The following is a 22222-nucleotide window of genomic DNA, read 5'->3' as shown; positions in this document are numbered from 1 at the left end:
ACGGTGCGGGCGGTACGCGCGGCGGCGTACTCACGGGCGGCCGCGGATGCGGGCCGGGGGCCGGGGCCCCCGCAGGGGGGGTGGCGCGGGCCGCGGCACCCCCGCGGCGCCCTGCGGCAGCCGGGCGTTGGGCTCCGGGGCCGGGAGGGACTCCCGGAGCGACGGCGGCTCGGGGTGCGACGGCCTGCGCCGCAGCGGCCACGGCGTCCACCAGTTCAGGCCGCCCGCCAGGCGCATGAGCGCCGGTACGAGCACGCCCCGCACCAGCGTCGCGTCGAGGAGGACGCCCAGACCCGCGCCGATCCCGAAGAACTGCAGGAGCGAGACCCGGGAGGTGCCGAAGCCGAGCAGGGTGAAGGCGAGCAGCGCACCGGCCGTGGTGACGATGCCGCCGGTGCGGGCCATGCCCGAGACGATGGCGGAGGCGTCGTCCTGCCCGGCGTCGTGCGCCTCCTGGATGCGCGCGAGGACGAACACCTCGTAGTCCACCGACAGCCCGAAGACGATGCAGAACAGCAGCACGGGCATGGTGGTGCTGAGCGGGCCGGGGGTGAAGCCGAGCAGGTCCCGCAGATGGCCCGCCTGGAAGATCCACGTCATGGCGCCGAGGACCGCGGCGAGGCTCAGGGCGTTCAGCGCGATGGCTTTCAGCGGCAGCAGCAGGCTGCGTGTGAAGCCGAGGAGCAGCACGAAGGTGGTCGCGGTGATCACGGTGAGGGCCAGCGGGATCCGGTCCCCCACCGTGTCCTTGGCGTCCACCAGTACGGCGCTCGGCCCGCCGACGAGGACGTCGGCGCCGGCCGGGCCGGGGATCGCCCGGATGTCGCGTACGAGCTGCTGCGCGGCGCGTGACTGCGGGTCGACCAGCGGCACCACGGACAGCCGGGCGGGGCCGACGGGGGTACGTGCGGCTCGGGCGGAACCGGCGGAGCCGGCGGAACCGGCGGAGCCGGCGGAGCCGGCGGAACCGGCGGAACCGGCGGAACCGGCGGAGCCGGCGGAACCGGCGGAACCGGGCAAGGGGGCGGGCGCTCCCTCCCGGAAGGTGCCCTCGGGCGTCACGACCTGGGCGACCTGCGGCAGCGCGGACAGCTTGCGGGCGTGGTCCTCCCGGGCCGACGGGGATGCCGTACCGGTGGTGACGACGGTGAGCGCGCCGGCGCCCTTCATGTCGAAGGCGCCGCGCACCAGGTCGCCGGTCTGCCGGGCGGCCGAACCCGCCGGCAGCGCCCGGTCGTCGGGTGTGGCGAAACCGGCGTGGGCGAACGGTCCGGCGAGCAGCGCCAGCAGCCCGACCACCGGCAGTGCCGCCAGCAGCGGCCGGCGTACGACGATCCGCGCGAGGCCCTCCCAGAACCGTGAGCGCGACCCGGCGTGGACCCGGCGGCGCCGGGGGACGGCCCAGGCGTTCACCCGTTTCCCGAGCAGCGCGAGCAGGGCGGGCAGCACGGTCACGGCGCTCACCGCGGCGATGACCACGACGGCGATGCCCGCGTAGGCGAAGGACCGCAGGAAGTACGGCGGGAAGACCAGCAGGGTGGCGAGCGCGGCGGAGACGGTCGCGGCGCTGAAGACGATCGTGTGGCCGGCGGTGCGCACGGTCCGTACGGCGGCGGTGCGCGGTGCGTATCCGCCGGTGAGCTCCTCGCGGAAGCGTGAGACGACCAGCAGGCCGTAGTCGATGCCCAGGCCCAGGCCGAGCGCGGTGGTGAGGTTCAGCGCGAAAACGGACACATCGGTGACGCTGCCGAGGACCTTCAGGGCGAGCAGGGTCCCGACGACGGCGAGGACGCCGATGAGCAGGGGCAGGGCGGCGGCCACGACGCTGCCGAACACCAGGACCAGCAGGATCAGGGTGCCGGGCAGGACGACGGCTTCGGCCCGCTTCAGATCGGATTCCGACAGGTGCTGGAGTTCGGCGTCGACCAGCGCGGAGCCTCCGACCTGCACCGTCAGAGCAGCGGCCTCCGCCCCGGTACCGGACCGGGTGGCGAGCCCGGTGAGCTCCTCCCTCAGTCGCTCGACCCGTGCGCCGAGCCGGTCCCCCTCGCCGTCCACGTGCGCGACGAGCATGGCTGCGCGGCCGTCCCGGCCGCGCAGCTCCGCCGCGCCGCCGCTCCAGTACGAGGTCACCGCGCTGACGTCCGGCTCGGCGGTGAGACGCCTGGTCAGGGCCTCGCCCGCGGCCCGGGCGGCCGGGCTGTCGACGGAGCCGGCGCGTGCCTGCGCGACGACGACCAGGTTGAGCGAGGCCCCCGACCGCCCGGCGGCGAGGACGGCGGCTCGGCTGGACTCGGACCGCGGATCGTCGTACCCCTGGGTCTTCAGCCGGCTGGTCGCGTCGGCGCCGAATACGGCCGACAGCAGCAGGAACGCGAGCGCGGCGAGGAGGACCAGTCGGGGACGACGGGTCACGAAGCTCCCTGCACGACGGAACATCGGCTCCTCCGGTACGGATGGCATGTCGCTCCTGCTTTTCCGCAGGACGGTCGATTGCCACCCTGCCCGGGGCGGGGAAGGGGCCGTAGTCCCGGCATTTCGTCGCTTGACAGAAGACGGGAAAGGGATCCGTTTCGGTGCGGCGGGTGCTTCGGCACGAAACGACTACATGCGCTCTTCCCGGGTAGACGTCGGGCGGGGACGGTGTACAGCCGTTGCAGGGGTACATCCGTTCGCTCCGCAGGACACCTCAGCCGGCCCGGGTCGGCTGTACCCGTTCAAGCGTCTGGGCAGCTCCATGGAGATTTCAGCCACGCCGGTCGAAGCCGGCGCCGCCACAACAGAAGAAGCTCTCGCGTCTCCCGTCGGTTCGCACAACGAATGGGACCCGCTGGAGGAGATCATCGTCGGCAGTCTGGACGGTGCGACGATCCCGTCCAACCATCCGGTCGTGGCCTGCAACATCCCTCCCTGGGCGGCCCGCCTGCAGGGGCTCGCCGCGGGAGCACGGTTTCCCAAGGCCCTGATCGGTCCCGCGCAGGAGGAGCTGAACGGATTCGTGGCCCTCCTGGAATCGCTCGGCGTGACGGTCCGCCACCCCGAGGCGGTGGTGCACCGCAAGCGGTTCGGGACCCCGGACTGGTCCTCCCGCGGCTTCTGCTGCAGCTGCCCCCGGGACAGCATGCTGGTGATCGGCGACGAGATCATCGAAACCCCCATGGCCTGGCCCTGCCGGTACTTCGAAACGCATTCGTACCGGCCGATCCTCAAGGAGTACTTCCGGCGCGGCAGCCGCTGGACGGCAGCGCCCCGACCCCAGCTCACCGACGAGCTGTTCGACCCGGAGTACCGGATCCCGGAGCCGGGGGAACCGATGAGATACATCCTGACGGAGTTCGAACCGGTCTTCGACGCCGCCGACTTCGTCCGCGCAGGCCGCGATCTGTTCGTGCTACGCAGCAACGTCACCAATGCCCTGGGCATCGAGTGGCTACGCCGCCACCTCGGGCCGGGCTACCGCATTCACGAGGTCCGCAGCCGCTGCCGCACACCGATGCACATCGACACCACTCTCATGCCACTGGCCCCCGGCAAGGTGCTGGTCAACCCCGAGTACGCGGATGTGGACCACCTGCCCGAGGCGCTCCGCTCCTGGGACGTGCTGACCGCCCCCGAACCCGACCCCGTCAGGGGCCCGCTGCTCAACCTCACCTCGATGTGCGGGAAGTGGCTGAGCATGAACGTCCTGGCGGTCGGCGGGGGTCGGGTGATAGCCGACCGGCACCACACCGGCATGCTCCGCGCGCTCGAACGCTGGGGTTTCGAGCCCCTCCCCTGCGACCTCCTGCACTACGCCCCCTTCGGCGGCTCCTTCCACTGCGCGACCCTCGACATCCGGCGGCGCGGCACGCTGGAGTCGTACTGCGATTAGAGCGTGTCTCTTTGATCAGAGGCCCGGACAAGGACCAGAGCAAAACGAAGCGTGGCACTCGTGCCAGGCGAATTACGATGGCTGCTGCGGATCTGGAGGGGGACGCGTGGACCAGTCGAACGGCCCGCAACTGGAGCCAGTCTGGTTGGTGGCTGCAAACGTCGTGGCATGGCGCCGATGCGGAGTTGGAGGCCGGGAGCTGCGCCCCGGGACAAAAAGTTTCAAGGGCGGGGCGAAGGTGTACGTCGCCGACGCGTACTGGGGTCCTGGGGGTGATCGGATCACGTCCGTGGGACGCGAGCGGCACACCGGGCGGTGGGTGGTCATCGACATGGCGACGCGCCACCTCCATAGCTTCCGGCCGAAGCTCGTTCACACGCCGCGGGTCTTGCAGCGACTGCAAGAGGCCCGCCGCGCACGTGGGTTCATTTCAGCCGATTACGCAGCTGACATCTCCGCGACGCTGGAGCGGTACGCATGTCGGTACCGAGCCGAAACGGCGCCGTGGGCTCCTCACCCGGACCGATGCCTGTGTCACGCCTGCCTCACCAGTGAGTCTGGGTGACATGCGCTACTTCGCTCCGGCTGCGTTCCGTCTCTGTGGTCAGCCTCGTGCCCAGATGAGGATGGTGGCGAGGTGGAGTGCGGCATGGTAGGCGATGGCAAGCTTGTCCGTTCGCATGGCCAGGCCGCGCCACTGCTTGAGCCGGTTGATGCACCGTTCGAGCGCGTTGCGCTGCTTGTACGCCTCCGAGTCGAAAGTGGGCGGTCGGCCGCCTGCACGGCCTCGCCGTAGACGGTGGCCGATTTGGTCGGAGGGCTGGGGGATGACAGCGCGGATTCCGCGTCGGCGGAGGTGGTTCCGGATCGCGCGGGATGAGTACGCGCGGTCCGCCACGACGGCATCGGGTCGGGTTCTCGGTCTTCCCGGTCCGCTCCGCGGAAAACGGATTGCGGCCATGACGGTTTCGAAGGCCGGGGCGTCGCCCGCCTGGCCTGCGGTGACTCGGAGAGCTAAGGGCCGTGCACGGCTGTCGCTGGCGAGGTGGACCTTCGTGCTCAGGCCGCCTCGGGACCGTCCGAGTGCGTGGTCTCCGGGTTCGGCCCGGCCTGGAGCCCCTTTTCCTGGCCCCGGCGGCGTGCTGGTGAGCTCGGCAGACGTGGAGTCCACCGAAACGGTCCAGCCGATGTCGTCAGCACCCTCTGCCGCTGTCAGGACCGCGGCAAGAATGCGTTCCCAGGTGCCGTCCACGGCCCACCTGATCAGGCGTTTGTGAGCAGTCTGGAATGAGCCGAGCACGTCCGGCAGGTCCCGCCAGGGCGAGCAGGTGCGGTACTTCCACGCGATGGCCTCCAGGGTTCGGCGGTGATCTGCCCACCGCCGACCGCGGACCGGATCGGCCGGCATCAGCGGCTCGATCCGGTCCCACATCGCATCAGTGCTCACTAACCGGACCGACATCTCCGATCAACTGACCAACCGATCAAAGAGACACGCTCTAGGTGTGTTGGCCGGACCGGCTGGTGACCCGGTGGCCGGGCGGTGCGGCGGTCCGAGGCGGCCACCCACGCCCGCACCCGCAGCCGGTCGGTGGCCGCCTCGGAGGACCCGGAGTCCGGGGTGCTATGACGGGCCGGGAACGGCGGGGAGCTCGTCACAGGTCTCGCCCCTGTGCTCTGGTTCACTGAGCTGGTCGCGCAGGTGGTTCCAGACGACGGCGACGAGTGCGGCCACCGGTACGGCCAGCAGGCTGCCCACGACGCCCGCCAGGCTGCCGCCCAGGGTGACGGCCAGCAGGACCACCGCCGCGTGGAGACCGAGGCTGCGGCTCTGGATCATGGGTTGGAACACGTTTCCTTCGAGCTGCTGCACCGCGACGATGATGGCCAGGACGATCAGCGCGTCGGTCGGCCCGTTCGACACCAGCGCGATGAGCACCGCCACCAGCCCTGCGAAGAGAGCCCCCACAATCGGAACGAACGCGGAAACAAAGGTCAGAACTGCCAGCGGCAGGACCAGCGGCACGCCTACGATCCACAGCCCCAGGCCGATGAACACGGCGTCGAGGAGCCCGACAAAGGCCTGCGAGCGGACGAACGAACCGAGGGTCTCCCAGCTGCGCGCGGCCACGACCGGAATGTCGGTGGCGAGGCGGCCCGGGAGTTGACGGGTGAGCCATGGCAGGAAGCGGGAGCCGTCCTTGAGGAAGAAGAACATCAGGAAGAGCGCCAGGACGGCGGTGATGAGGCCGTTGAAGATGGTGCTCACCCCCGTGGCGACGGTCGAGACCGCGCTGCCGACGCTGTTCTGGAGGCGGTCCATCGCGGCGTCGGTGGCGCCGCTGATCTGGTCGTCGCCTATGTTCAGCGGCGGGCCGGCCGCCCATTCGCGCAGTCGTTGGATGCCCTCGGTGACGCCATCGGCCAGTTCACCCGACTGGGAGGCCACGGGGACGGCGATCAGCGCCACGATGCCCGCGGCCGCCAGAAGGGACAGCACCGTCACCGCGGAGGCCGCCGGCGCGGGCCGCCACCCGCGGCGACGCAGGAATGCGGCCAGGGGCCAGGTCAGGGTGGTGAGGAACAGGGCGATTATGAGCGGCCAGACGACCGACCACATCCGGCTCAGAACCCACAGGGTCGAGGCCGCCATGACCGCGACGACCAGCAGTTCGGCGGAAACCCGTGCCGATGTACGGAGTGCGGCAGCGGCCCTTGCGGAACTCGGAATGGCAGACATGACGTCACCCTAGTCACGCCGGTCTCCGCGCCGAGTTCGGCCCCGGGGCGGCGCTGGGATTCGCAGCGGCCGTTCGACTGCCGGGGCAGGGCTCTCACCCGACGGATACTCGTCGCATGGACGGAACGAGGATTTCCTGGGTCAACACCACGCACGACTGGGCCGGCACCGTGGACGCGGCCCATCTCGGCCGGATCCGCCGCGGACCGGCAGAGTTCGCGCCGGGCGGGCCCGAACACCTCGTGCTCGAGATCGTCGCCTACGCCGCTGACGAGGCGGCGAGCCGGGGCGGAGGACGATGTGTGGTCACGCTGCATCCCGACGGCTCGGTGTCGGTGGAGGACGACGGCCGGGGAACCGACACCCGGGTCGACGAGCACGGCCACGTGGTGAAGAAGCCCGTCATGGCGACGAAGGATCTCCGGTTCTTCGACCTCCCGGAGACGGAGCGTCTGCCGGACGGACATCCGCGTCGCGGCATGTCCGTCGTCGCAGCGCTCAGCGAGTGGCTGACGCACACCAACCGCCGTCTCGACGGATCCTGGACCCAGCGCTACGAGCACGGCATCCCCGTGACCGGACTGCAGCCCCTCGAGCCCGACGGGAGCACGGGGACCTGTGTCCGCTTCCTGCCGGACGAAGCCCTGCGTACGCGCTGGTCGTTGACCGATGGCGATGTGTTGCGCTGGTCCGGGCACTGGCCCCACCTGACCGCCCGCCTCGACGACCGGCGCGAGGGCGGGCACCCGGATGGACTCGTCCGCTTCGACAGCACGGCCGGCGCCTGGCAGGCCACAAGCCCGCGGTGCGCCCGTGACGGTCTCTCCTGACCCGGCCGGCGTCCTCAGGGGGCGGGTGGGGGGCCGGGGTGGGAGGGGAGGGTGGCGATGATGGTTTTGCCGTTGCGGTGGGAGCGGACGAAGGTACTGGGGGCGAGGGTCTTCACCACCCGCCATCCGAAGCCGCCGGGCGTGTGCGGGGAGGCCGGACGCAGGTGCGGCAGGAGAGCGGAGCCGTCGGACACCTCGACGACGACCCGGCCCGCCCGGGCGGTGACCCGGAAACCCGTGACGCCACCTGCATGCCGTACGGCGTTGGAGACGAGCTCGCTCACCACGGTCAGCACGTCGGAGACCAGGTCCGGCGGGAAGTCCTGCCCCGCCAGGACGCGCCGTGCGGTCTCCCTCGCCTGTGCACACGTCGTCGCGGTCGGCTGACTCGGTGTACCGGTTAGGGGGCTCATGCTCCTCGGCTTCCCCAGCCGCCGCAAGAGATTCCGGCCCTGCACCCCCCATTGGTTCATCCTGCGTGCTCGATGGTGTCGCAGATCTCGAACAGGGGCAGCGCACCCGTCATCTGCATCATCCTGTGCAGCTGGTTCGGGAGCGGGCCCAGGAGGGCCAGCCGGCGGGTGTTGCGGAGCCGGATCAGGGCGTTGAGGAAGCTGGAGTCGCCGAACGTCACCTGCCGTACATCGACGACGAGGAGGTCGGCCGGCATCGGTCTGACGTCGCAGGCGTCGACCAGCAGTCCTGTGGTGTCCAGGTCGAACTCGCCGGAGCAGACGACCACCCGCACACCGTCGGCCTCGGCCCTGACCGCCACCTGGGGTTCCTGCACCCTGCCTCCCGGAACACGAACGGATCTGACCAGGGTGACCGTACGGGCCGCCCGGCCGGCTCCGAAAGTCACCAAACGAAGATCCAGAGGTTCGCTGAACGGATCACGGAGCGACCACAGGCCGGATGCGCGGGACAGCCCTCAGGGTCCGGCGCAGAGCGTGAACAGGGAACGGGTGCCGGTGAGGTCCAGCAGGCGCAGGGCCTGGTCGGGCAGACCGTTCAGTTCCAGCGTTCCGCCTACGAGGCGGACGCGGTGGCGAAGGGCGAGAAGCGCGTTGAGGCCGCAGGAGTCGACGAACGTCACGGCCGACAGGTCCAGGGTCACAGTCCGGCCCAGGTCGAGCGGGTCGACGGCTTCGGTGAGGCGCGGCGCGCTGTCCATGTCGAGTTCACCGGTGACGGTCAGGACCGTCCTGCCGGGTCGCACGGCAACGCCGAGATCCAGAGTGGGGTACACGGTGTGACCGCCCTTTGAGGGATCGGAGCCCATTACGGTCGGCTCCCCGTTTTCGGGGCGGAGAAGGCCGTCAAGCGCGCGGCATACAGGGGCCGCGCACAGCCGAGCGAGACCACCCGCACTCTCCATCGACCACCAGGAGTGATCACTCAGTAGCGCGGGGTCTCTCACCGGACCAGGCTGGCAACTCTTCGAGCGTGTCATGTTCCCGCTCCGGACGCCAGAGGTGCCGGTCGGCCGACGGCCGGTCGGGGCCCGTTCCCCCGTTGATCACGCCGGGGGACCTGCCCTTCGGCCTGGTACGGGCGATGGGTGCGGGGGGGCAGCCGCCCGTTTCAGGAAGTGCCCCGGCGGTGGCCCTTTCCGGGGTCCAGCGGGCGTCGTCGCTTGCCGGCCCGCGCAGGTGAGGCGTCTTCTCCGTGGTCGGCTGCGGTGAAGAGGGGCACTTCCTCGGCGCTCATGTCCAGGCGGAGCCGTTTGAAGCGCACGGGGTGGCGGTGGACACCGCCGCGGTCGATGGCGGTGTCGGCGCTGATCTCCGCGACGAGGTCGGGGTGGACCAGGGTCACGTCCAACGTTTCGCGGCCGGCCCAGGCCGAGGCGAAGCGCATGTCCGTCCAGGGGTGCGTCGGGCCGGCGGCGGTGAGGTTCTCCGCCACCAGGCGGGCGGCTTCGGGCCGCAGAGGTGCGGTGCGGCCGGTGGGGCGGAGGACGCCGCCGAGGTCGCGGCGGCCCAGCAGGAGGAGCTGGGGGCGGATCAGGGTGCCGGTGATCGCGCCGATGATCGCTTCGGTGGTGTCCCGGCGGCGGAGTTTGTACCAGCCCCGGTGCCCGGGGCGGTAGGGCTGGTTCATGGCCTTGACCACGATGCCCTCGAGGCCGGGTATGTCCGTCCAGGATTCCAGCCACTGCTCGGCCTTGAGCAGGTCCGTTGTCATGGGGCACAGCGTCCAGGGAGCGGCCAGCCGGCGGGTTGCGAAGAGGCCTTCCAGCCGGAGGCGGCGCTGCCGGTAGGGGTGGTGCAGCAGCTCGGTGCCGTCCTGCTGCAGGACGTCGAAGGCGACGAAGCAGGCGGGCAGGGCCGCGGCGAGGCGCCGCGCGGTGGCGCCGCGGGCGGCGGTGCGGCGCTGCAGGCCCTCGAAGGAGAGCCGGCCCGCGGCCGTGTCCCAGGTGAGGAGTTCGCCGTCGAGGACCAGCCCGTCCGGCAACTGCTCGGCGGCGGCCACGAGGTCGGGGAAACGGTCCTGGACGTGCCGCCCGCGCCGGGTCTGCAGCACCAGCCGCTCCCCCGTCCGGGCGGGGGTGAACAGAAGCACCCGGTAGCCGTCGAATTTCTGCTCGAAAGCCAGCTCGCCCAGCACGCCGGGCCCGGGCACCGCCTCCACGGCCTGCGCGAGCATCGGCTCCACCGGCGGCCGCAGGCTCATTCCGGGGGCCCGCCCTTCCTGCTCATGCCGCCTCTCCGCCCCTCATGCCGGCCGGCCTTGTCGCCGGTGGGCTTCGGGCTCCGGGCGCGCTCCAGTTGCCGTGCAGAGGCCCACCGGCAGGCTGACCAGCCCGAACGACACATTCCCGGCCCACACGGGACGAGCCATGATCGCCCACCTCCGTTGCTCGGCCCTCCCTTCCGGTCGACTGCTTCTACCCTCCGCCTGAAGGTGTAGTCGCCGCCGCAAGCCGCTCGGCTCGGCCCGCACGAACCGCTGGGAACGAGCGCTCCCATCCGCAGCCGGGGCAACGGCGGGACGGTGCCCGGGCTGGAGCATGGCTCGCTGAAGCCGCTCCCCGAACCGCCGCGGCTCTGACCGTCATCCTGCTCGACGACAAGTCACCGTGGGGGGCGATCCGCCGCAGGAAGATCGCACAGCGGCTGACGGGCGCCGGGTTCTTCTCGGTGCGCGACGAACAGGGCAGCCGGCGATTCCTGCGCCCCGGGCAGCAATGGCCCGGCCACGCCATCCCGTTCGTGGCCTGAAGCCCCAACCTGAGGCGCGGGCAGGGGCTCACGCCCTCTCCAGGACGAGAGCCGTTCGGGTCACTTCCCTCGTGGCAGGGGCGGCAGGATTCGAACCTGCGGCCTACGGTTTTGGAGACCGTTGCTCTGACCAGCTGAGCTACACCCCTTCGGTGGGACCAACCATGGCACGGCCGGGCCGGGTGACCAAGTGAATTACCGGCGCGCCGCGCCGGACGGCATCAGCGGCAGAGTTCCGTGATCATGTCGTCGAAGCCGGGGAACTCCTCGGCCGCCCGCTCGACCACGGCGGCGGCCGTGCTCCGCGCGTCCGGTGCGCACCGGACCGCGACGGCAGTCAGGGCCTCGTCCGGACGCGAGGTCCGGTCGGCCCCGTACGGCGCGGCCGCCTCGTACGGACCGCACCCGTCGGCCAGCAGCCACAGAAAGTCGCCCAGATCGCGCGCCACGACGCCCGCCTCCCCCTCGGACCCGGGGAAGACCACGGGCTGTTCGGCCGCTGGCCGCCCGGGGTGCACCGGCCAGAACGACTCGCACACATTACCGAGGTGCGTCCGCAGGGCGCCGAGTTCGGGCTGCCCCCTTGACCCAGATGGTCCAGACCAATAGTTTCCGGCATGCACCGCCGCACGCGCTCACGCCCACTCCTCGCATCCTCGAAGGAAGCCCATGCGCCGCAGCATGCTCGGCAGACTGGCCGTAGCCGCCTGTTCCCTCTCCCTGCTGACCGCCTTCGCCCCGGCCGCCGCCGACGGTGCGGACAGCGGCGCCGGCCGCTCGTACAAGAAGGTCGGCTACTTCACCCAATGGGGCGTCTACGGCCGGGACTTCCAGGTCCAGGACCTGGAGGCGAACGGCTCCGCCGGCAAGCTCACCCACATCAACTACGCCTTCGGCAACGTCAGCGCCGAGGGCACGTGCTTCACCGGGAACGTCCCCGGCGAGGCCGACGCCTGGGCCGACTACGCCCGCCCGCTCGACGCCGCTGACTCCGTCGACGGCGTCGCCGACACGTGGGACCAGCCCCTGGCCGGCAACTTCAACCAGCTGAAGGAGCTCAAGGCCAAGCACCCCGGCCTCAAGGTGCTGATCTCGCTGGGCGGCTGGAGCTGGTCCACCCACTTCTCCGACGCCGCGCTCACCCCCGCCTCCCGCAAGGCCTTCGTCGCCTCCTGCATCGACCTGTACATCAAGGGCAACCTCCCCCAGGACGGCACCCGCGGCGGCGCCGGGGCCGCCGCCGGTGTCTTCGACGGCATCGACCTCGACTGGGAGTGGCCCGGCTCGGCGGGCGATACGGACACCACGTACCGGCCCGAGGACAAGCGCAACTTCACGGAACTCGTCAAGGAGTTCCGTACCCAGCTCGACGCGTACGCCCGCACCCAGAAGCGGGGCACGAAGTACGAGCTGACCGCCTTTGTCCCGACGGCGCCCGCCAAGATCGACGCGGGCTTCGACGTCCGCCGCATCATGCGCGACCTGGACTTCGTCAACCTCCAGGGCTACGACTTCCACGTCTCCGGCGAGCCGAGGACCGCACAGCAGTCCGCGCTGTACGCCCGCGGCGACTTCAGCGTCCACGGCACCGTGGAAGCCTGGAAGCGGCGCGGCGCGCCCGCCCACAAGCTCGTGATGGGCATGCCGTTCTACGGGCAGGGCTGGACCGGCGTCACCGGTGGCGGGGACGGCCTGGGGCAGCCCGCCGCCGGCCCGGCCCCGGCCACCTGGGCCGCGGGGTACGAGGACTACAAGGCCCTGAAGAAGCTGGCCGGCTCCGGCGCGTACCAGATCCACCGCGACCGGCGCGGCGGGCACGCCTGGCTCTTCGACGGCACCACCCTGTGGACGTACGACGATCCGCAGGTACTGCGCGCCAAGACCGGCTATGTCCGTGAACACGGCCTGGGCGGCGCGATGTTCTGGTCGCTCGACGCGGACACCGCCGACGGCGAGCTGGTGACGGCCGTCGACCGGGGCCTGCGCGGCCGCTGACCGGCGCCGCCGGGCCGTGGAGATCCGTCCGGCCCGGCGGCGTCCCTCCACGTACGCTCCCCCGCATGACGACGACGAAGACGAGCGGGACAACGGTACGAGCGGTCAATCACCTCAGCACGCGCTGGGCTTCGCGGGCCGCTTCCGGCGCCGAGGGCACGGTGTTCACCGCGGCCGGGGTCTGGCCGCTGCTCGCCCTGCTCGCGGACGGCGCGGGCGGGCCCGCCCGCGAGGAGTTGACGCAGGCTCTGGGCATACCCGCCGAGGACGCGGCCGGGGCCGCCCGGGAGCTGCTGGCAGCACTGGCCGGCGTACGGGGGCTCAGCGCGGCGACCGGCCTGTGGACCCAGGCCGACCTGCGGCTGAAGGCCGGCTGGTCGGCGAAGCTCCCGCCCGGCACCCGGGGAACACTGACCTACGACCTGGCCAGGGACACCAAGGCCCTGGACGGCTGGGCGTCGGACCGGACGGGGGGCCTGATCGAACGCATGCCGGTCAATCTGCAGCCGGACACCCGCCTCGTCCTCGCCTCGGCGCTCGCACTGACACTGAAGTGGAAGGAACCCTTCAGGGAGTTCCCGGGCCGGGTGTCCGACGGCCCCTGGGCGGGGCGCGCCGTGCGGCAGCTCTCACGCACCACGCCCTCGCTGGACCCGGTCCGGGTGGCCGAGGGGCCCGCCGGGCCGGTCACCGTCCTGGAGGTCACCGGCGCGGCGGACACCGACCTGGACGTGCACCTGCTCCTCGGCGGCCCGGCGGCGCCCGCCGCCGACGTACTGGCGACCGGTGTCGCCGCCGCTACCGGTACCGGCCCGCTGGTGGGCGGCGACGCCCTCGCGGACGGGGCGCCGGGCCCCGGGCTGACGATCGGGGCGGTGCGGGCCTTCAGCCCGCAGCCGCAGCTGTCCGTGTCCACGGTGGCCTTCTCGCTGTCGGCGGAGCACGACCTGCTGGAGGACGCGGCACTGTTCGGGCTCCTGACCGCGACCGACCACAACTACGGCCACTTCCCCGGCATCAGCACGCAGCCACTGGCCATCGGCTCCGCACGGCAGTCGGCCATGGCCCGCTTCCACGCCGCGGGGTTCGAGGCGGCGGCCGTCACCGCCGTCGCCGCCCGGCCCGGCGGTGCCGCGCGGCAGCCGAGCCACCGGGCCCGGCGGGCCGAGCTCCGCTTCGACCGGCCGTTCGGGTTCCTGGCCGTGCACCGCGCCTCCGGGCTGGTCCTCGCCGCGGGCTGGGTCACCGAGCCGGAGGCCGCGGCGCAGGGTCGGCCCGGAGCGGCCGGCCTGCTCGCTCCGCCGCCCTTCCCCGGTGTGCGGCCGCCAGTGCCGCCGTCTCACTGAAGGCCGGGACCCGCCCGGTGCCGCCGCGGCCGGACACCGACAGGGAGGCGGCGGCGGTGGCGTGCGCCACGGCGTCCGCGAGGGTGTCGCCGAGGACGATCCGGGCGGTGGCGGTGCCCGTGAAGCAGTCGCCCGCACCCGTCGCGTCGACGGGCTCGGGGTTCACCGGAACCGGGTGGTACTCCGCCCGCGTGCCGTCGTCCAGCAGGAGCCGGCCGGCCCCCGCCGTGACGGCGACCGTCCGGGCCCCGAGCGCACGCAGGCGGGCGGCGGCCGTGCGCGGGTCGTTGGTGTCGACGAGGGCCTGCGCGTCGGCCGGACAGGAGGTCTTGAGCAGTCCGGTCAGCGGCGCGATCCGGGCGAGGAGGTCCCGGGCCTCGGCCCGGCCGGTGAGCCGGGGGCGGAAGTTGGGGTCGTACGTCACATGCCCGCCCGCCGTGTGGACGAGGCGGGCGGCGGCCAGGACGGCGGCCCGGCTGCTCGGCGCCAGGGCGCCGGTGATCCCGCTGGTGACGAGGGCCCCGCAGCGGGTGAGCAGGTCGCGCCAGGAGCCGACGTGCCGGGGGCCGAGGGTGGATCCGGCGCTGCGGGTGCGCCAGTAGACGAACTCCCGGTCGCCGTAGGGGTCGGCGGAGAGCAGGTAGGCGCCGTTGGGGTGCGGGGCGCGGCGGACGTGGGAGACGTCCACGCCGAGTTCGGTCGCCCGCCGCAACAGCGGGACGCTGAGCTCGTCGTCGCCGACCACGGCGAGCAGGGCGGTCCGGGCTCCGGCAGCGGCGGCGGCCGCCGCCGCGTTGAGGGTGTCGCCGGAGTAGGAGATGCGGGCCCGGGTGCCGTCGGCGGCATCGCGCAGCGCGGTTCCGGTGTGGATCTCGACCAGGACCTCGCCGAGGACGAGGACGTCGTAGGCGGTGGCTGTCCGCCCGGTCACAGCCGCTGCTCCGGCGCGGCAACGGCGCGGTCGGCGGCCTGCACCGCGGGCTGGTCGGCGGGCCGGACGGCGGCCTGGGCCCCGGCCTGGACCGCGGCTTGGGCGGCGGGCCCCCGCTCGCCGGGGGCCCCGCGACCGGGGCCGCAGGCCGGATCGGCGAACAGGGCGGCGAGTTCGGCCGGGTCGGCGGGGAGGCCGTCGCCGATGCCGACGGCGGTGGCACCGGCGGCGATCCAGGCGGGCACCTCGTCGGGCCGGATGCCGCCGGTCGGGACGAGCACCGCGTCCGGGAGGACGGCCCGGAGCGAGCGGACGAACCGCGGGCCGCCCACATGGGCCGGGAAGACCTTGGCCGCTCCGGCGGCCCGGACGGCCGAGGCGATCTCCGCGGGGGTGAACCCGCCCTCGATGAAGACGGCTCCGCGCCGCCCGGCGATCTCGCGGACCTCGGGCGCCGGGTACGGGGAGACCAGGAAGGCGGCGCCCGCGTCCAGGGCGGCCGCGGCCTGCGCGGCGGTGGTCACCGTACCCACGCCGATCAGGGCGCGGCGCCCCCGCACGTCCTCGAGCCCGGCCGTGCGGGCGACGGCCGCGGCCCAGCCGGGGGTGGAGGTGGTCAGCTCCACGGCGCGGCAGCCCGCGGCGAGCAGGCGGATGGCGGCGCGGACGGCCTCGTCGGCGTCGGCGTTGCGCAGCACCGGAAGGAGACGCTGGGCGGCCAGCACCGCGTACGGATGGGCGGGCGTGCCGGAGCTACCGGACATGGAGGACACGGTGGACATGAAACCCTCCTCGTTTGTTCCACGTAGTGGAACTGCGTATCGTCTGGCGGAACGATGTGGTCCAGACCTTATGCACAGCGGGAGTTGCCGTGCAGCCGAATGCCGGGGAATCCCCGAAGGACGTGCGCGCGGGACGGTCGTCGGCGGCCGGTTCGGCGGCGGAGAAGTCCCTGCGGGTCCTGGAGGCGGTGGCGGTGCCCGGCGGCCCGCACCGGCTGACCGACATCGCCGCGGCCGCCGCCGTGCCCAATTCGAGCACGTTCCGCATCCTGGCCTCGCTGGTCGACCAGGGGTTCGTGCGTCAGGAGCCCGAGAGCCGGTACGCGGTGGGGCCGCGCCTGCGCGCGTTGTCCGCCCTGGTCGACGGCGGGGAACCGGCCGGGATCGGGCGCGTTCTCGGCGAACTGCGGCGGACCACCGGCCAGACGGTCCACCTCGCCCTGCACAGCGGGGCGACGATCACCTGCATCCGCAAACTGGAGGGCGACCAGCCCTTCCGGACGGCCTCCCGGGTCGGGATGCGCATGCCGCTGCACACGACGGCGATCGGCAAGGCGGTCCTGGCCCACCTGCCCGCCGGGGAGGTCGCCGAACTCGTCGCCGCCACCGGACTGCCGCGCCGGACGCCGAACACCCTCACCACCCCGCAGGCGTTGCACGACCACCTGGAGGCGGTGCGCTCCCGCGGCCACGCGCTCGACGACGAGGAGAACGAGCCCACCATCCGCTGCATCGGCGCGGCGGTGCTCGGCCCGTCGGGCCGGCCGGTGGGCGGGGTGAGCGTCACCACCGTGACCTTCCTCGTGCCCCGGGAGGAGATCGAGTCGTACGCCCCCGCCCTGCACGCCGCCGCCCGCGCGCTGGCGCCCCTGCTGTGACGCCCGACCGACCCCGATGGCGGCCTCGAACAGACCCCCGGGAAAATTCTTCCGATTAACTGTTATCGAGGCCCCCCTGCACGGTCTCCCATGTATCGGGCATCATCGACCGCCGGTACGGACAGGGACATTCACATGACTACTCAGCACACCGCAGCGCTGGTGGCAGCGGCTCGCACGGGCGATCCCCGTGCACAGGACGAGCTCGTCGGCGCTCACCTCCCGCTCGTCTACAACATCGTCGGGCGGGCCCTGGGCGGCTCCTGCGACGTGGACGACGTGGTGCAGGACACGATGCTGCGGGCCCTGGACGGGCTGGGCGGGCTGCGCGCGGACGAGTCGTTCCGGTCCTGGCTGGTGGCCATCGCGATGAACCGGGTGCGGGCGCACTGGCGGGCCCGGCAGAGCGGTTTCGGCGAGAGCACCCTGGAGTCGGCCTGGGACGTGGCCGACCCGGGCGCGGACTTCGTCGACCTGACCGTCGTACGCCTCAACCTGGCCGGGCAGCGGCGTGAGACGGCCCGGGCGACGCGCTGGCTGGAGCCCGAGGACCGGGCGCTGCTGTCCCTGTGGTGGCTGGAGTGCGCCGGTGAGCTGACCCGGGCGGAGGTGGCCTCGGCGCTGGAGCTGTCCCTCCAGCACACGGCGGTCCGGGTGCAGCGGATGAAGGCGCAGCTGGAGTCGGCGCGGGTGGTGGAGCGCGCCCTGGACTCCCAGCCGGCGTGCGAGGAGCTGCGGGGCGTGCTGGCGGGCTGGGACGGAAGGCCGTCGGCGCTGTGGCGCAAGCGAATAGCCCGTCACGCGCGGGAATGCGTACGGTGTTCCGGCCTGTGGAGCGGGCTGGTTCCGGCGGAGGGGCTGCTGGCCGGTCTGGCCCTCGTGCCGGTCTCGGCGGCGCTGCTGGCGGGCATGCGGACGGCCGGGACGGCCGGCTTCGCCCCGGTGGCCTACGCGGACGGCGCGCCCTTCGCGGACGGCGCCGCGCACGCGGACGGCGCGAACGGCGGGGCGGGGGCCCACGGCGGGTCGGCGGGCGCCGACGCCGGGTTCGGTGACGCCGCGACCCAGCTCACTCCGGTGGCGAACACGGGCACCGGCGGCCGGGGCGCACTGCGCAAGCGCCGGCAGAGCCGCCGCCGGGTGGTCGGCGGTGCGGTGGTCGCCGCGTGTGTCGCGGGCGGCGGCCTGGTGTACCTGGGCGGCCTCCCCGGTGCGGGCGACGCCAAGGACGACACGGGTGCCACCGCGGCGCCGCTGGCCGCCCTCTCGGCGACGGAGTCCGCCGGGGTCCCCTCGCCGTCGGCCTCCGCCTCGCCCTCCGTCTCCCCCTCCCCGTCCGCCTCGGCCTCGGCCTCGGCGAGCCCGTCGGCCAGCCCGACCCCCACGCAGAGCCGGAGCAGCTCGCCGAGCCCGCGCCCCTCGGCGCCCAAGCCCGCGCCCGCTCCACCGGGCATCGCCGGCCAGGTGGTGGCGCTGGTCAACACCGAGCGGGCGGCGGCCGGCTGCGGCCCCCTCAAGGAGGACTCGCAGCTGCGGGCGGCCGCGCAGGGGCACTCCGACGACATGGCCGCGCGGAGCTTCTTCGACCACACCAACCCCGACGGCAAGGACCCCGGGGAGCGCACGACGGCGTCGGGCTACCGCTGGTCGACGTACGGCGAGAACATCGCGAGGGGCCAGCAGACGGCGCAGTCGGTCATGGACTCCTGGATGAAGAGCCCGGGCCACCGGGCCAACATCCTCAACTGCTCCTTCAAGGACATCGGTGTCGGTATCCACCAGGGCGCGGGCGGACCGTGGTGGACGCAGAACTTCGGCGCCAAGTAGGAAGCGTCCGCCGGGCGGCCGGGCCCGCGCTGCGGCCGCCTCAGCCACGGCCGAGTGCGCGCAGCCCATCGACGCAGTCGGGGCGGCCCGGGGTCCGGCCCAGCTCCGCCTTCGCCTTCGCTTTGAACACCCGCCTGTTCACCGTGAGTGGCGAACACCTCGGCGACCGTCCGGACGTGCGCGCCGAATACCCGCGGGACCGCCGGCCCGGCGGGGATGCGGCACCCCTGCGTCACGGCCGCCTCCCCCGGACGGCCCAGGCGCGGGCGGTGAGGTGGACCGACCCGTCGGGCCCGGTGGGCAAGGTCGCGGCGAGCCGGGTGTGCAGCCGGTCGCGGGCGGCGGCGTCGAGACCGGCGACGTAACCGGGTGCCGGTCCCTGGCCGGAGAGGAAGGGCTCCCAGAAGTCCTCGAACCCGCTGAAGACAGTGGGCACCTCGATGGCGGCGACCGTCACGTCGACCAGCCCCGCGCCGCTCCAGAGCGAGCGCAGCGGACCGGGCCGGCACAGCGCGAACCGCCGGCCCTCGTCCAGCTCGGCGGCTGCCGGGTCGAGGGCGGCCGCCGCGTCCCAGAAGCGGCGCAGGAAGGTCATGCCGTCGGCGTAGTCCCACACGTAGGCCGCGACGAGGCCGCCCGGCCGGACCACCCGGGCGGCCTCGGCCGCCGCCCGTGGCGGGTCGAGGAAATTGAGGGACAGCCCGCTGACGACCGCATCGACCGCCGCGTCGCCCAGCGGCAGGGCCGACGCGTCGGCCACGGCGAAGAGGGCAGGCGCCGGCGCGGCGGCCCGGGCCACGCGCAGGAAGCCCGGGGAGCGGTCCAGTCCCAGCACGGCCTCCGGCCGGTACCGGGCGGCGACGGCCGCGGTCAGCGCCCCGGTGCCGCAGCCGATGTCCAGCCAGCGCAGGCCGGCCGGGCCGCCGAGCCGGGCCGCGAACACCTCGGCGACCCGGCGGCTCCACCGGCCCATGTACCGCTCATAGGCGTCACCCTGCGCCCACACGTCGGCGGGACCGCCTGTGCCCATCCGGCTAGTGGTGGAAGCCGGAGCGGGGGGCGGTGGCCGGGGCCGGCGGGGGTGAGGTCGTCAGGTGTTCGACCGCGCGGCGCAGGTCCTCGACGAGCAGGGCGATCTGGTCGCGGGTCACGCCGTGGCGGACCAGGACCCGCTGGATGACGGTGTCGTCGCGGTCGGCGGGCAGTGGGTACGAGGGCACCTGCCAGCCGCGCATCCGCAGCCGGTCGGAGAGGTCGTAGAGGGTGAAGGGGGAGGCGTCCGGGTCGGTGAGCGTGTAGGAGACGGCGGGCAGGGCGCCCTTGCCGTCGTAGAGGAGGGTGAAGGGGCCCATGTCGGCGATCTGCCGTGCCAGGTACTGGGCGGTGTCGGCGCAGGCCTGCTGGACCCGGGTGTAGCCGCCCCGGCCGAGGCGCAGGAACAGGTAGTACTGAGCGATGATCTCACCGCCGGGGCGGGAGAAGTTGAGGGCGAAGGTCGGCATGTCGCCGCCCAGGTAGTCCACCTTGAAGACGAGGTCGTCGGGGAGCATGTCGGCGGAGCGCCAGATGATCCAGCCGACGCCGAGGGGCGCGAGTCCGTACTTGTGGCCGGAGGTGTTGACGGAGGCGACGCGCGGCAGCCGGAAGTCCCACACCACGTCGGGGTGGAGGAAGGGTGCGACGAAGCCGCCGCTGGCGCCGTCGACGTGGATGGGGATGTCCCAGCCGTGCTCGGCCTGGATCCGGTCGAGTTCGGCGGCGAGTTCGGCGACGGGCTCGTAGTCGCAGGTGTAGGTGACGCCGAGGATGGCGACGACGCCGATGGTGTTCTCGTCGACGTACTGGGCGAGCTGATGCGGCTGCAGGCCGGTGGCGCCGGGCTCCAGCGGGACCTGGCGCAGTTCGACGTCGAAGTAGCGGGCGAACTTGTCCCAGCAGATCTGGACCGGCCCGCAAACCAGGTTCGGGCGGTCGGTGGGGAGCCCCGCGGCTCGGCGGCGTTCCCGCCAGCGCCATTTGAGGGCGAGGCCGCCGAGCATGGCGGCCTCGCTGGAGCCGGTGGTGGAGCATCCGGTCGCGGGGGTGCCGGCGGGGGCGTTCCACAGGTCGGCCAGGATGTTGACGCACCGGGACTCGATCTCGGCGGTCTGCGGGTACTCGTCCTTGTCGATCATGTTCTTGTCGAGACAGACGTTCATCAGGCGGTGCACACCCTCGTCCGACCAGGTGGTGCAGAACGTCGCGAGGTTCTGGGCGGCGTTGCCGTCGAGAAGGAGCTCGTTGCGGAGGAGCTCGTAGACGACCTCGGTGGGTGAGTGGTCCTCCGGGATCCGGTACTTGGGGAGGATCTGGCCGCTCAACGTGGACGCGAACACGTCCGTATCGGCGTCCTGGCGGGATACGTCCTTCGTCTCATGCAGAGCCATAGCGGGACTATAAGTGATGAGATGTCTCATTTATCCGCAGAACGGACCTCGGCGCGGGGTGCGGCCCGAAGGCCGTCGGCGGGCGGAGCCACCGGGGAGGGCCGGCCGCCGCGGCCCGACCACAGGAGGGCGGCCGCCAGGAGGGCACCCGCTCCCAGCAGCCAGGGCAGCGGGCCCGGCGGGAGGAGGCCCGCGAGCGCACCGGTGAGGGCCGCCGACAGCTGCAGGGCGAGGGACTGCACGGACAGGGCCGTGGCCCGCCCCGATCCATCGACACGGCGGTGCAGCAGCTCGCCCTCGTTCGGGCCCGCCGCACCGAGGCCGAGGTAGACCAGCCCGAAGCCGGCGGCCGCGAGGACCGCCGGGCCCACCCCGGTGGACGCCGCCGTGGCGGCCAGCAGGAGCAGCCCGCCCGCCCCGGCGCAGAGGCTCACCAGGACGGCGCGCTCCCCGCCGCCGGCCCACGCGGCGGTGCGCGGGGCGAGATGGCTGCCGACGGCGGAACACGCGAATCCGGCACAGGCGAGCAGCGCGAAGAGCACCGCGCCCGACTCCGGCGCACCCGTCAGGGCCGCCGTACGGCCCGGGGTGAGCAGTTCGACCACGGACAGCGCGCTGCCGGCGCCCGCCGCACCCAGGAGGACCCGCCGGACCAGCGGGTCGCGCCCGCCGAGGCGCAGCCCGCCCGACACCGTGGCCGGGATGCCGCGGAGCACGCCGCGCAGGGTGGTCGCCGGCCGGGCCGGCTCGGTCAGGGCGGCCAGGGCGTGAAGGACGAAGGCGACCGTGACCGCCGCGCCCAGCAGCAGCGGCACGGAGAGGGGCAGCACCAGCCCGGAGGTCGCCGCGCTCAGCCGGGCGCCGAGGTCCGGCCCGAGTCCGAGCAGCCAGGGCAGGGCGCCGCCCAGCAGGGTGCCGCTCGCGAGCGCGGCGGACTTCGCCGAGGAGCCGCGGGCCAGGCCGGTGCGCAGTTCGGCGCCGGGACCGGCCGAGGCCTGGACGGTGTCGACGTACCAGGCTTCGGCCGGTCCGCTGGACAGGGCGCGGCCCGCGCCCAGCAGCGCCATACCGAGTCCGAGCTGCCAGGGGGCGGTGCCCAGGGCCACCAGGGTGAGGGCGGCCAGGTTGGCGACGCCGGCGGCGGCCAGGACGCCGCGACGCCCGAGGGCGTCGGACAGTCCTCCGGTGGGCAGTTCCAGCGCGACGACGGTGAGGGAGTGGGCGGCGAAGCAGCCGGCGATGGCCGCCAGCGTCAGGCCGCGCTCGGTGAGCAGCAGGATCAGGGGGGCGATCGTCAGCCCCAGCGGCAGCCAGAACAGGACGCAGACGGTGACGTAGCGTCGGAGTGCGGTGGTCCGGTCCGGCATCGTGC

Annotated in this window: 18 protein-coding genes, 1 tRNA gene and 1 pseudogene; 6 read left to right on the top strand and 14 right to left on the bottom strand. The window is 73.1% G+C overall.

Going from position 1 to position 22222, the window contains the following annotated elements:
- Positions 1–30: 30 nt before the first annotated feature.
- Entirely contained in the window at positions 31–2415 is a 2385-nt protein-coding gene (locus NRK68_RS32115) for an MMPL family transporter (protein WP_257857507.1), read from the bottom strand.
- A 322-nt stretch (positions 2416–2737) separates the two neighbouring features.
- On the opposite strand from NRK68_RS32115, the gene NRK68_RS32110 reads away from it, so the two are divergent.
- Positions 2738–3871 carry an amidinotransferase gene (locus NRK68_RS32110; protein WP_183064682.1) on the top strand — a complete coding sequence of 378 codons (1134 nt, stop codon included), beginning with the start codon at positions 2738–2740 and terminating at the stop codon, positions 3869–3871.
- Between the two features lie 676 nt (positions 3872–4547).
- Here the strand turns inward: NRK68_RS32110 and NRK68_RS32105 are convergent.
- Together NRK68_RS32105 and NRK68_RS32100 are read right to left on the bottom strand one after the other, a co-directional pair.
- Positions 4548–5303: pseudogene (locus tag NRK68_RS32105) on the bottom strand (IS5 family transposase); the annotation flags it as partial.
- Between the two features lie 192 nt (positions 5304–5495).
- Positions 5496–6611: an AI-2E family transporter gene (locus tag NRK68_RS32100; protein WP_257857506.1), complete on the bottom strand. Its 1116-nt coding sequence runs from the start codon at positions 6609–6611 to the stop codon at positions 5496–5498.
- 116 nt (positions 6612–6727) lie between these two features.
- Between NRK68_RS32100 and NRK68_RS32095 the strand changes: the two genes are divergently transcribed.
- Positions 6728–7441, top strand: a complete 714-nt coding sequence (locus NRK68_RS32095; protein ID WP_183064680.1) for an ATP-binding protein — start codon at positions 6728–6730, stop codon at positions 7439–7441.
- Between the two features lie 14 nt (positions 7442–7455).
- Here NRK68_RS32095 and NRK68_RS32090 read toward each other — a convergent pair whose 3' ends face one another.
- The 6 genes from NRK68_RS32090 to NRK68_RS32065 form a co-directional block, all read right to left on the bottom strand.
- Positions 7456–7854 (bottom strand): ATP-binding protein, encoded by a 399-nt coding sequence (locus tag NRK68_RS32090; protein WP_257857505.1) that lies wholly within the window; start codon positions 7852–7854, stop codon positions 7456–7458.
- A gap of 56 nt (positions 7855–7910) precedes the next feature.
- Positions 7911–8231, bottom strand: a complete 321-nt coding sequence (locus tag NRK68_RS32085; protein WP_183064678.1) for an STAS domain-containing protein — start codon at positions 8229–8231, stop codon at positions 7911–7913.
- 141 nt (positions 8232–8372) lie between these two features.
- Positions 8373–8690: an STAS domain-containing protein gene (locus NRK68_RS32080; protein WP_257857504.1), complete on the bottom strand. Its 318-nt coding sequence runs from the start codon at positions 8688–8690 to the stop codon at positions 8373–8375.
- A gap of 335 nt (positions 8691–9025) precedes the next feature.
- Positions 9026–10117: an ATP-dependent DNA ligase gene (locus tag NRK68_RS32075; protein WP_257857503.1), complete on the bottom strand. Its 1092-nt coding sequence runs from the start codon at positions 10115–10117 to the stop codon at positions 9026–9028.
- Positions 10118–10737: 620 nt separating this feature from the next.
- Positions 10738–10814 (bottom strand) — tRNA-Trp (locus NRK68_RS32070).
- 72 nt (positions 10815–10886) lie between these two features.
- Positions 10887–11114, bottom strand: a complete 228-nt coding sequence (locus NRK68_RS32065; protein WP_183064675.1) for a hypothetical protein — start codon at positions 11112–11114, stop codon at positions 10887–10889.
- A gap of 220 nt (positions 11115–11334) precedes the next feature.
- Between NRK68_RS32065 and NRK68_RS32060 the strand changes: the two genes are divergently transcribed.
- Complete coding sequence (locus tag NRK68_RS32060; RefSeq protein WP_257857502.1) at positions 11335–12660, top strand: glycoside hydrolase family 18 protein; 1326 nt, start codon at positions 11335–11337, stop codon at positions 12658–12660.
- A gap of 65 nt (positions 12661–12725) precedes the next feature.
- A complete protein-coding gene (locus tag NRK68_RS32055; RefSeq protein WP_257857501.1) occupies positions 12726–14006 on the top strand; it encodes a serpin family protein in 1281 nt (426 codons plus the stop codon).
- On the opposite strand, the gene NRK68_RS32050 is transcribed toward NRK68_RS32055, so the two are convergent.
- On the bottom strand, positions 13903–14937 hold the full coding sequence (locus tag NRK68_RS32050) for a PfkB family carbohydrate kinase (protein ID WP_257857500.1): 1035 nt from the start codon (positions 14935–14937) through the stop codon (positions 13903–13905). The genes NRK68_RS32055 and NRK68_RS32050 overlap by 104 nt on opposite strands.
- Complete coding sequence (locus NRK68_RS32045) at positions 14934–15719, bottom strand: bifunctional 4-hydroxy-2-oxoglutarate aldolase/2-dehydro-3-deoxy-phosphogluconate aldolase (RefSeq protein WP_257857499.1); 786 nt, start codon at positions 15717–15719, stop codon at positions 14934–14936. The genes NRK68_RS32050 and NRK68_RS32045 overlap by 4 nt, the downstream gene beginning before the upstream one ends.
- Positions 15720–15808: 89 nt before the next feature.
- Here NRK68_RS32045 and NRK68_RS32040 point away from each other — a divergent pair, with 89 nt between their 5' ends.
- Positions 15809–16597, top strand: a complete 789-nt coding sequence (locus tag NRK68_RS32040; protein ID WP_257857498.1) for an IclR family transcriptional regulator — start codon at positions 15809–15811, stop codon at positions 16595–16597.
- 135 nt (positions 16598–16732) lie between these two features.
- The gene (locus NRK68_RS32035; RefSeq protein ID WP_257857497.1) at positions 16733–18424 is read left to right on the top strand and encodes a sigma-70 family RNA polymerase sigma factor; all 1692 of its coding nucleotides are present in this window, start codon (positions 16733–16735) and stop codon (positions 18422–18424) included.
- Positions 18425–18656: 232 nt separating this feature from the next.
- Here the strand turns inward: NRK68_RS32035 and NRK68_RS32030 are convergent, their stop codons facing one another.
- Genes NRK68_RS32030 through NRK68_RS32020 form a run of 3 tightly spaced genes read right to left on the bottom strand, consistent with a single transcriptional unit; the run spans position 18657 to position 22217 of the window.
- Complete coding sequence (locus NRK68_RS32030; RefSeq protein WP_183064669.1) at positions 18657–19454, bottom strand: class I SAM-dependent methyltransferase; 798 nt, start codon at positions 19452–19454, stop codon at positions 18657–18659.
- A gap of 4 nt (positions 19455–19458) precedes the next feature.
- Positions 19459–20850 carry a glutamate decarboxylase gene (gad, locus tag NRK68_RS32025; RefSeq protein ID WP_183064668.1) on the bottom strand — a complete coding sequence of 464 codons (1392 nt, stop codon included), beginning with the start codon at positions 20848–20850 and terminating at the stop codon, positions 19459–19461.
- 26 nt (positions 20851–20876) lie between these two features.
- Positions 20877–22217, bottom strand: a complete 1341-nt coding sequence (locus NRK68_RS32020) for an MFS transporter (RefSeq protein ID WP_257857969.1) — start codon at positions 22215–22217, stop codon at positions 20877–20879.
- Between the last annotated feature and the right edge of the window lie 5 nt (positions 22218–22222).

It is taken from the genome of Streptomyces yangpuensis, assembly GCF_024666385.1.
In the GTDB taxonomy this organism is placed as follows: Bacteria; Actinomycetota; Actinomycetes; order Streptomycetales; family Streptomycetaceae; genus Streptomyces; species Streptomyces yangpuensis.
This window is presented reverse-complemented; position numbering and strand designations above follow the sequence as displayed.

Bases quoted from the DNA above. Each gene is read 5' to 3' on its own strand.
- NRK68_RS32095 (WP_183064680.1), top strand. From the start codon at position 6,728: ATGGACGGAACGAGGATTTCCTGGGTCAACACCACGCACGACTGGGCC.
- NRK68_RS32045 (WP_257857499.1), bottom strand. From the start codon at position 15,719: ATGTCCACCGTGTCCTCCATGTCCGGTAGCTCCGGCACGCCCGCCCAT.
- NRK68_RS32035 (WP_257857497.1), top strand. From the start codon at position 16,733: ATGACTACTCAGCACACCGCAGCGCTGGTGGCAGCGGCTCGCACGGGC.
- NRK68_RS32060 (WP_257857502.1), top strand. From the start codon at position 11,335: ATGCGCCGCAGCATGCTCGGCAGACTGGCCGTAGCCGCCTGTTCCCTC.
- NRK68_RS32090 (WP_257857505.1), bottom strand. From the start codon at position 7,854: ATGAGCCCCCTAACCGGTACACCGAGTCAGCCGACCGCGACGACGTGT.
- NRK68_RS32075 (WP_257857503.1), bottom strand. From the start codon at position 10,117: ATGAGCCTGCGGCCGCCGGTGGAGCCGATGCTCGCGCAGGCCGTGGAG.
- NRK68_RS32030 (WP_183064669.1), bottom strand. From the start codon at position 19,454: ATGGGCACAGGCGGTCCCGCCGACGTGTGGGCGCAGGGTGACGCCTAT.
- NRK68_RS32055 (WP_257857501.1), top strand. From the start codon at position 12,726: ATGACGACGACGAAGACGAGCGGGACAACGGTACGAGCGGTCAATCAC.
- NRK68_RS32020 (WP_257857969.1), bottom strand. From the start codon at position 22,217: ATGCCGGACCGGACCACCGCACTCCGACGCTACGTCACCGTCTGCGTC.
- gad (WP_183064668.1), bottom strand. From the start codon at position 20,850: ATGGCTCTGCATGAGACGAAGGACGTATCCCGCCAGGACGCCGATACG.
- NRK68_RS32100 (WP_257857506.1), bottom strand. From the start codon at position 6,611: ATGTCTGCCATTCCGAGTTCCGCAAGGGCCGCTGCCGCACTCCGTACA.
- NRK68_RS32110 (WP_183064682.1), top strand. From the start codon at position 2,738: ATGGAGATTTCAGCCACGCCGGTCGAAGCCGGCGCCGCCACAACAGAA.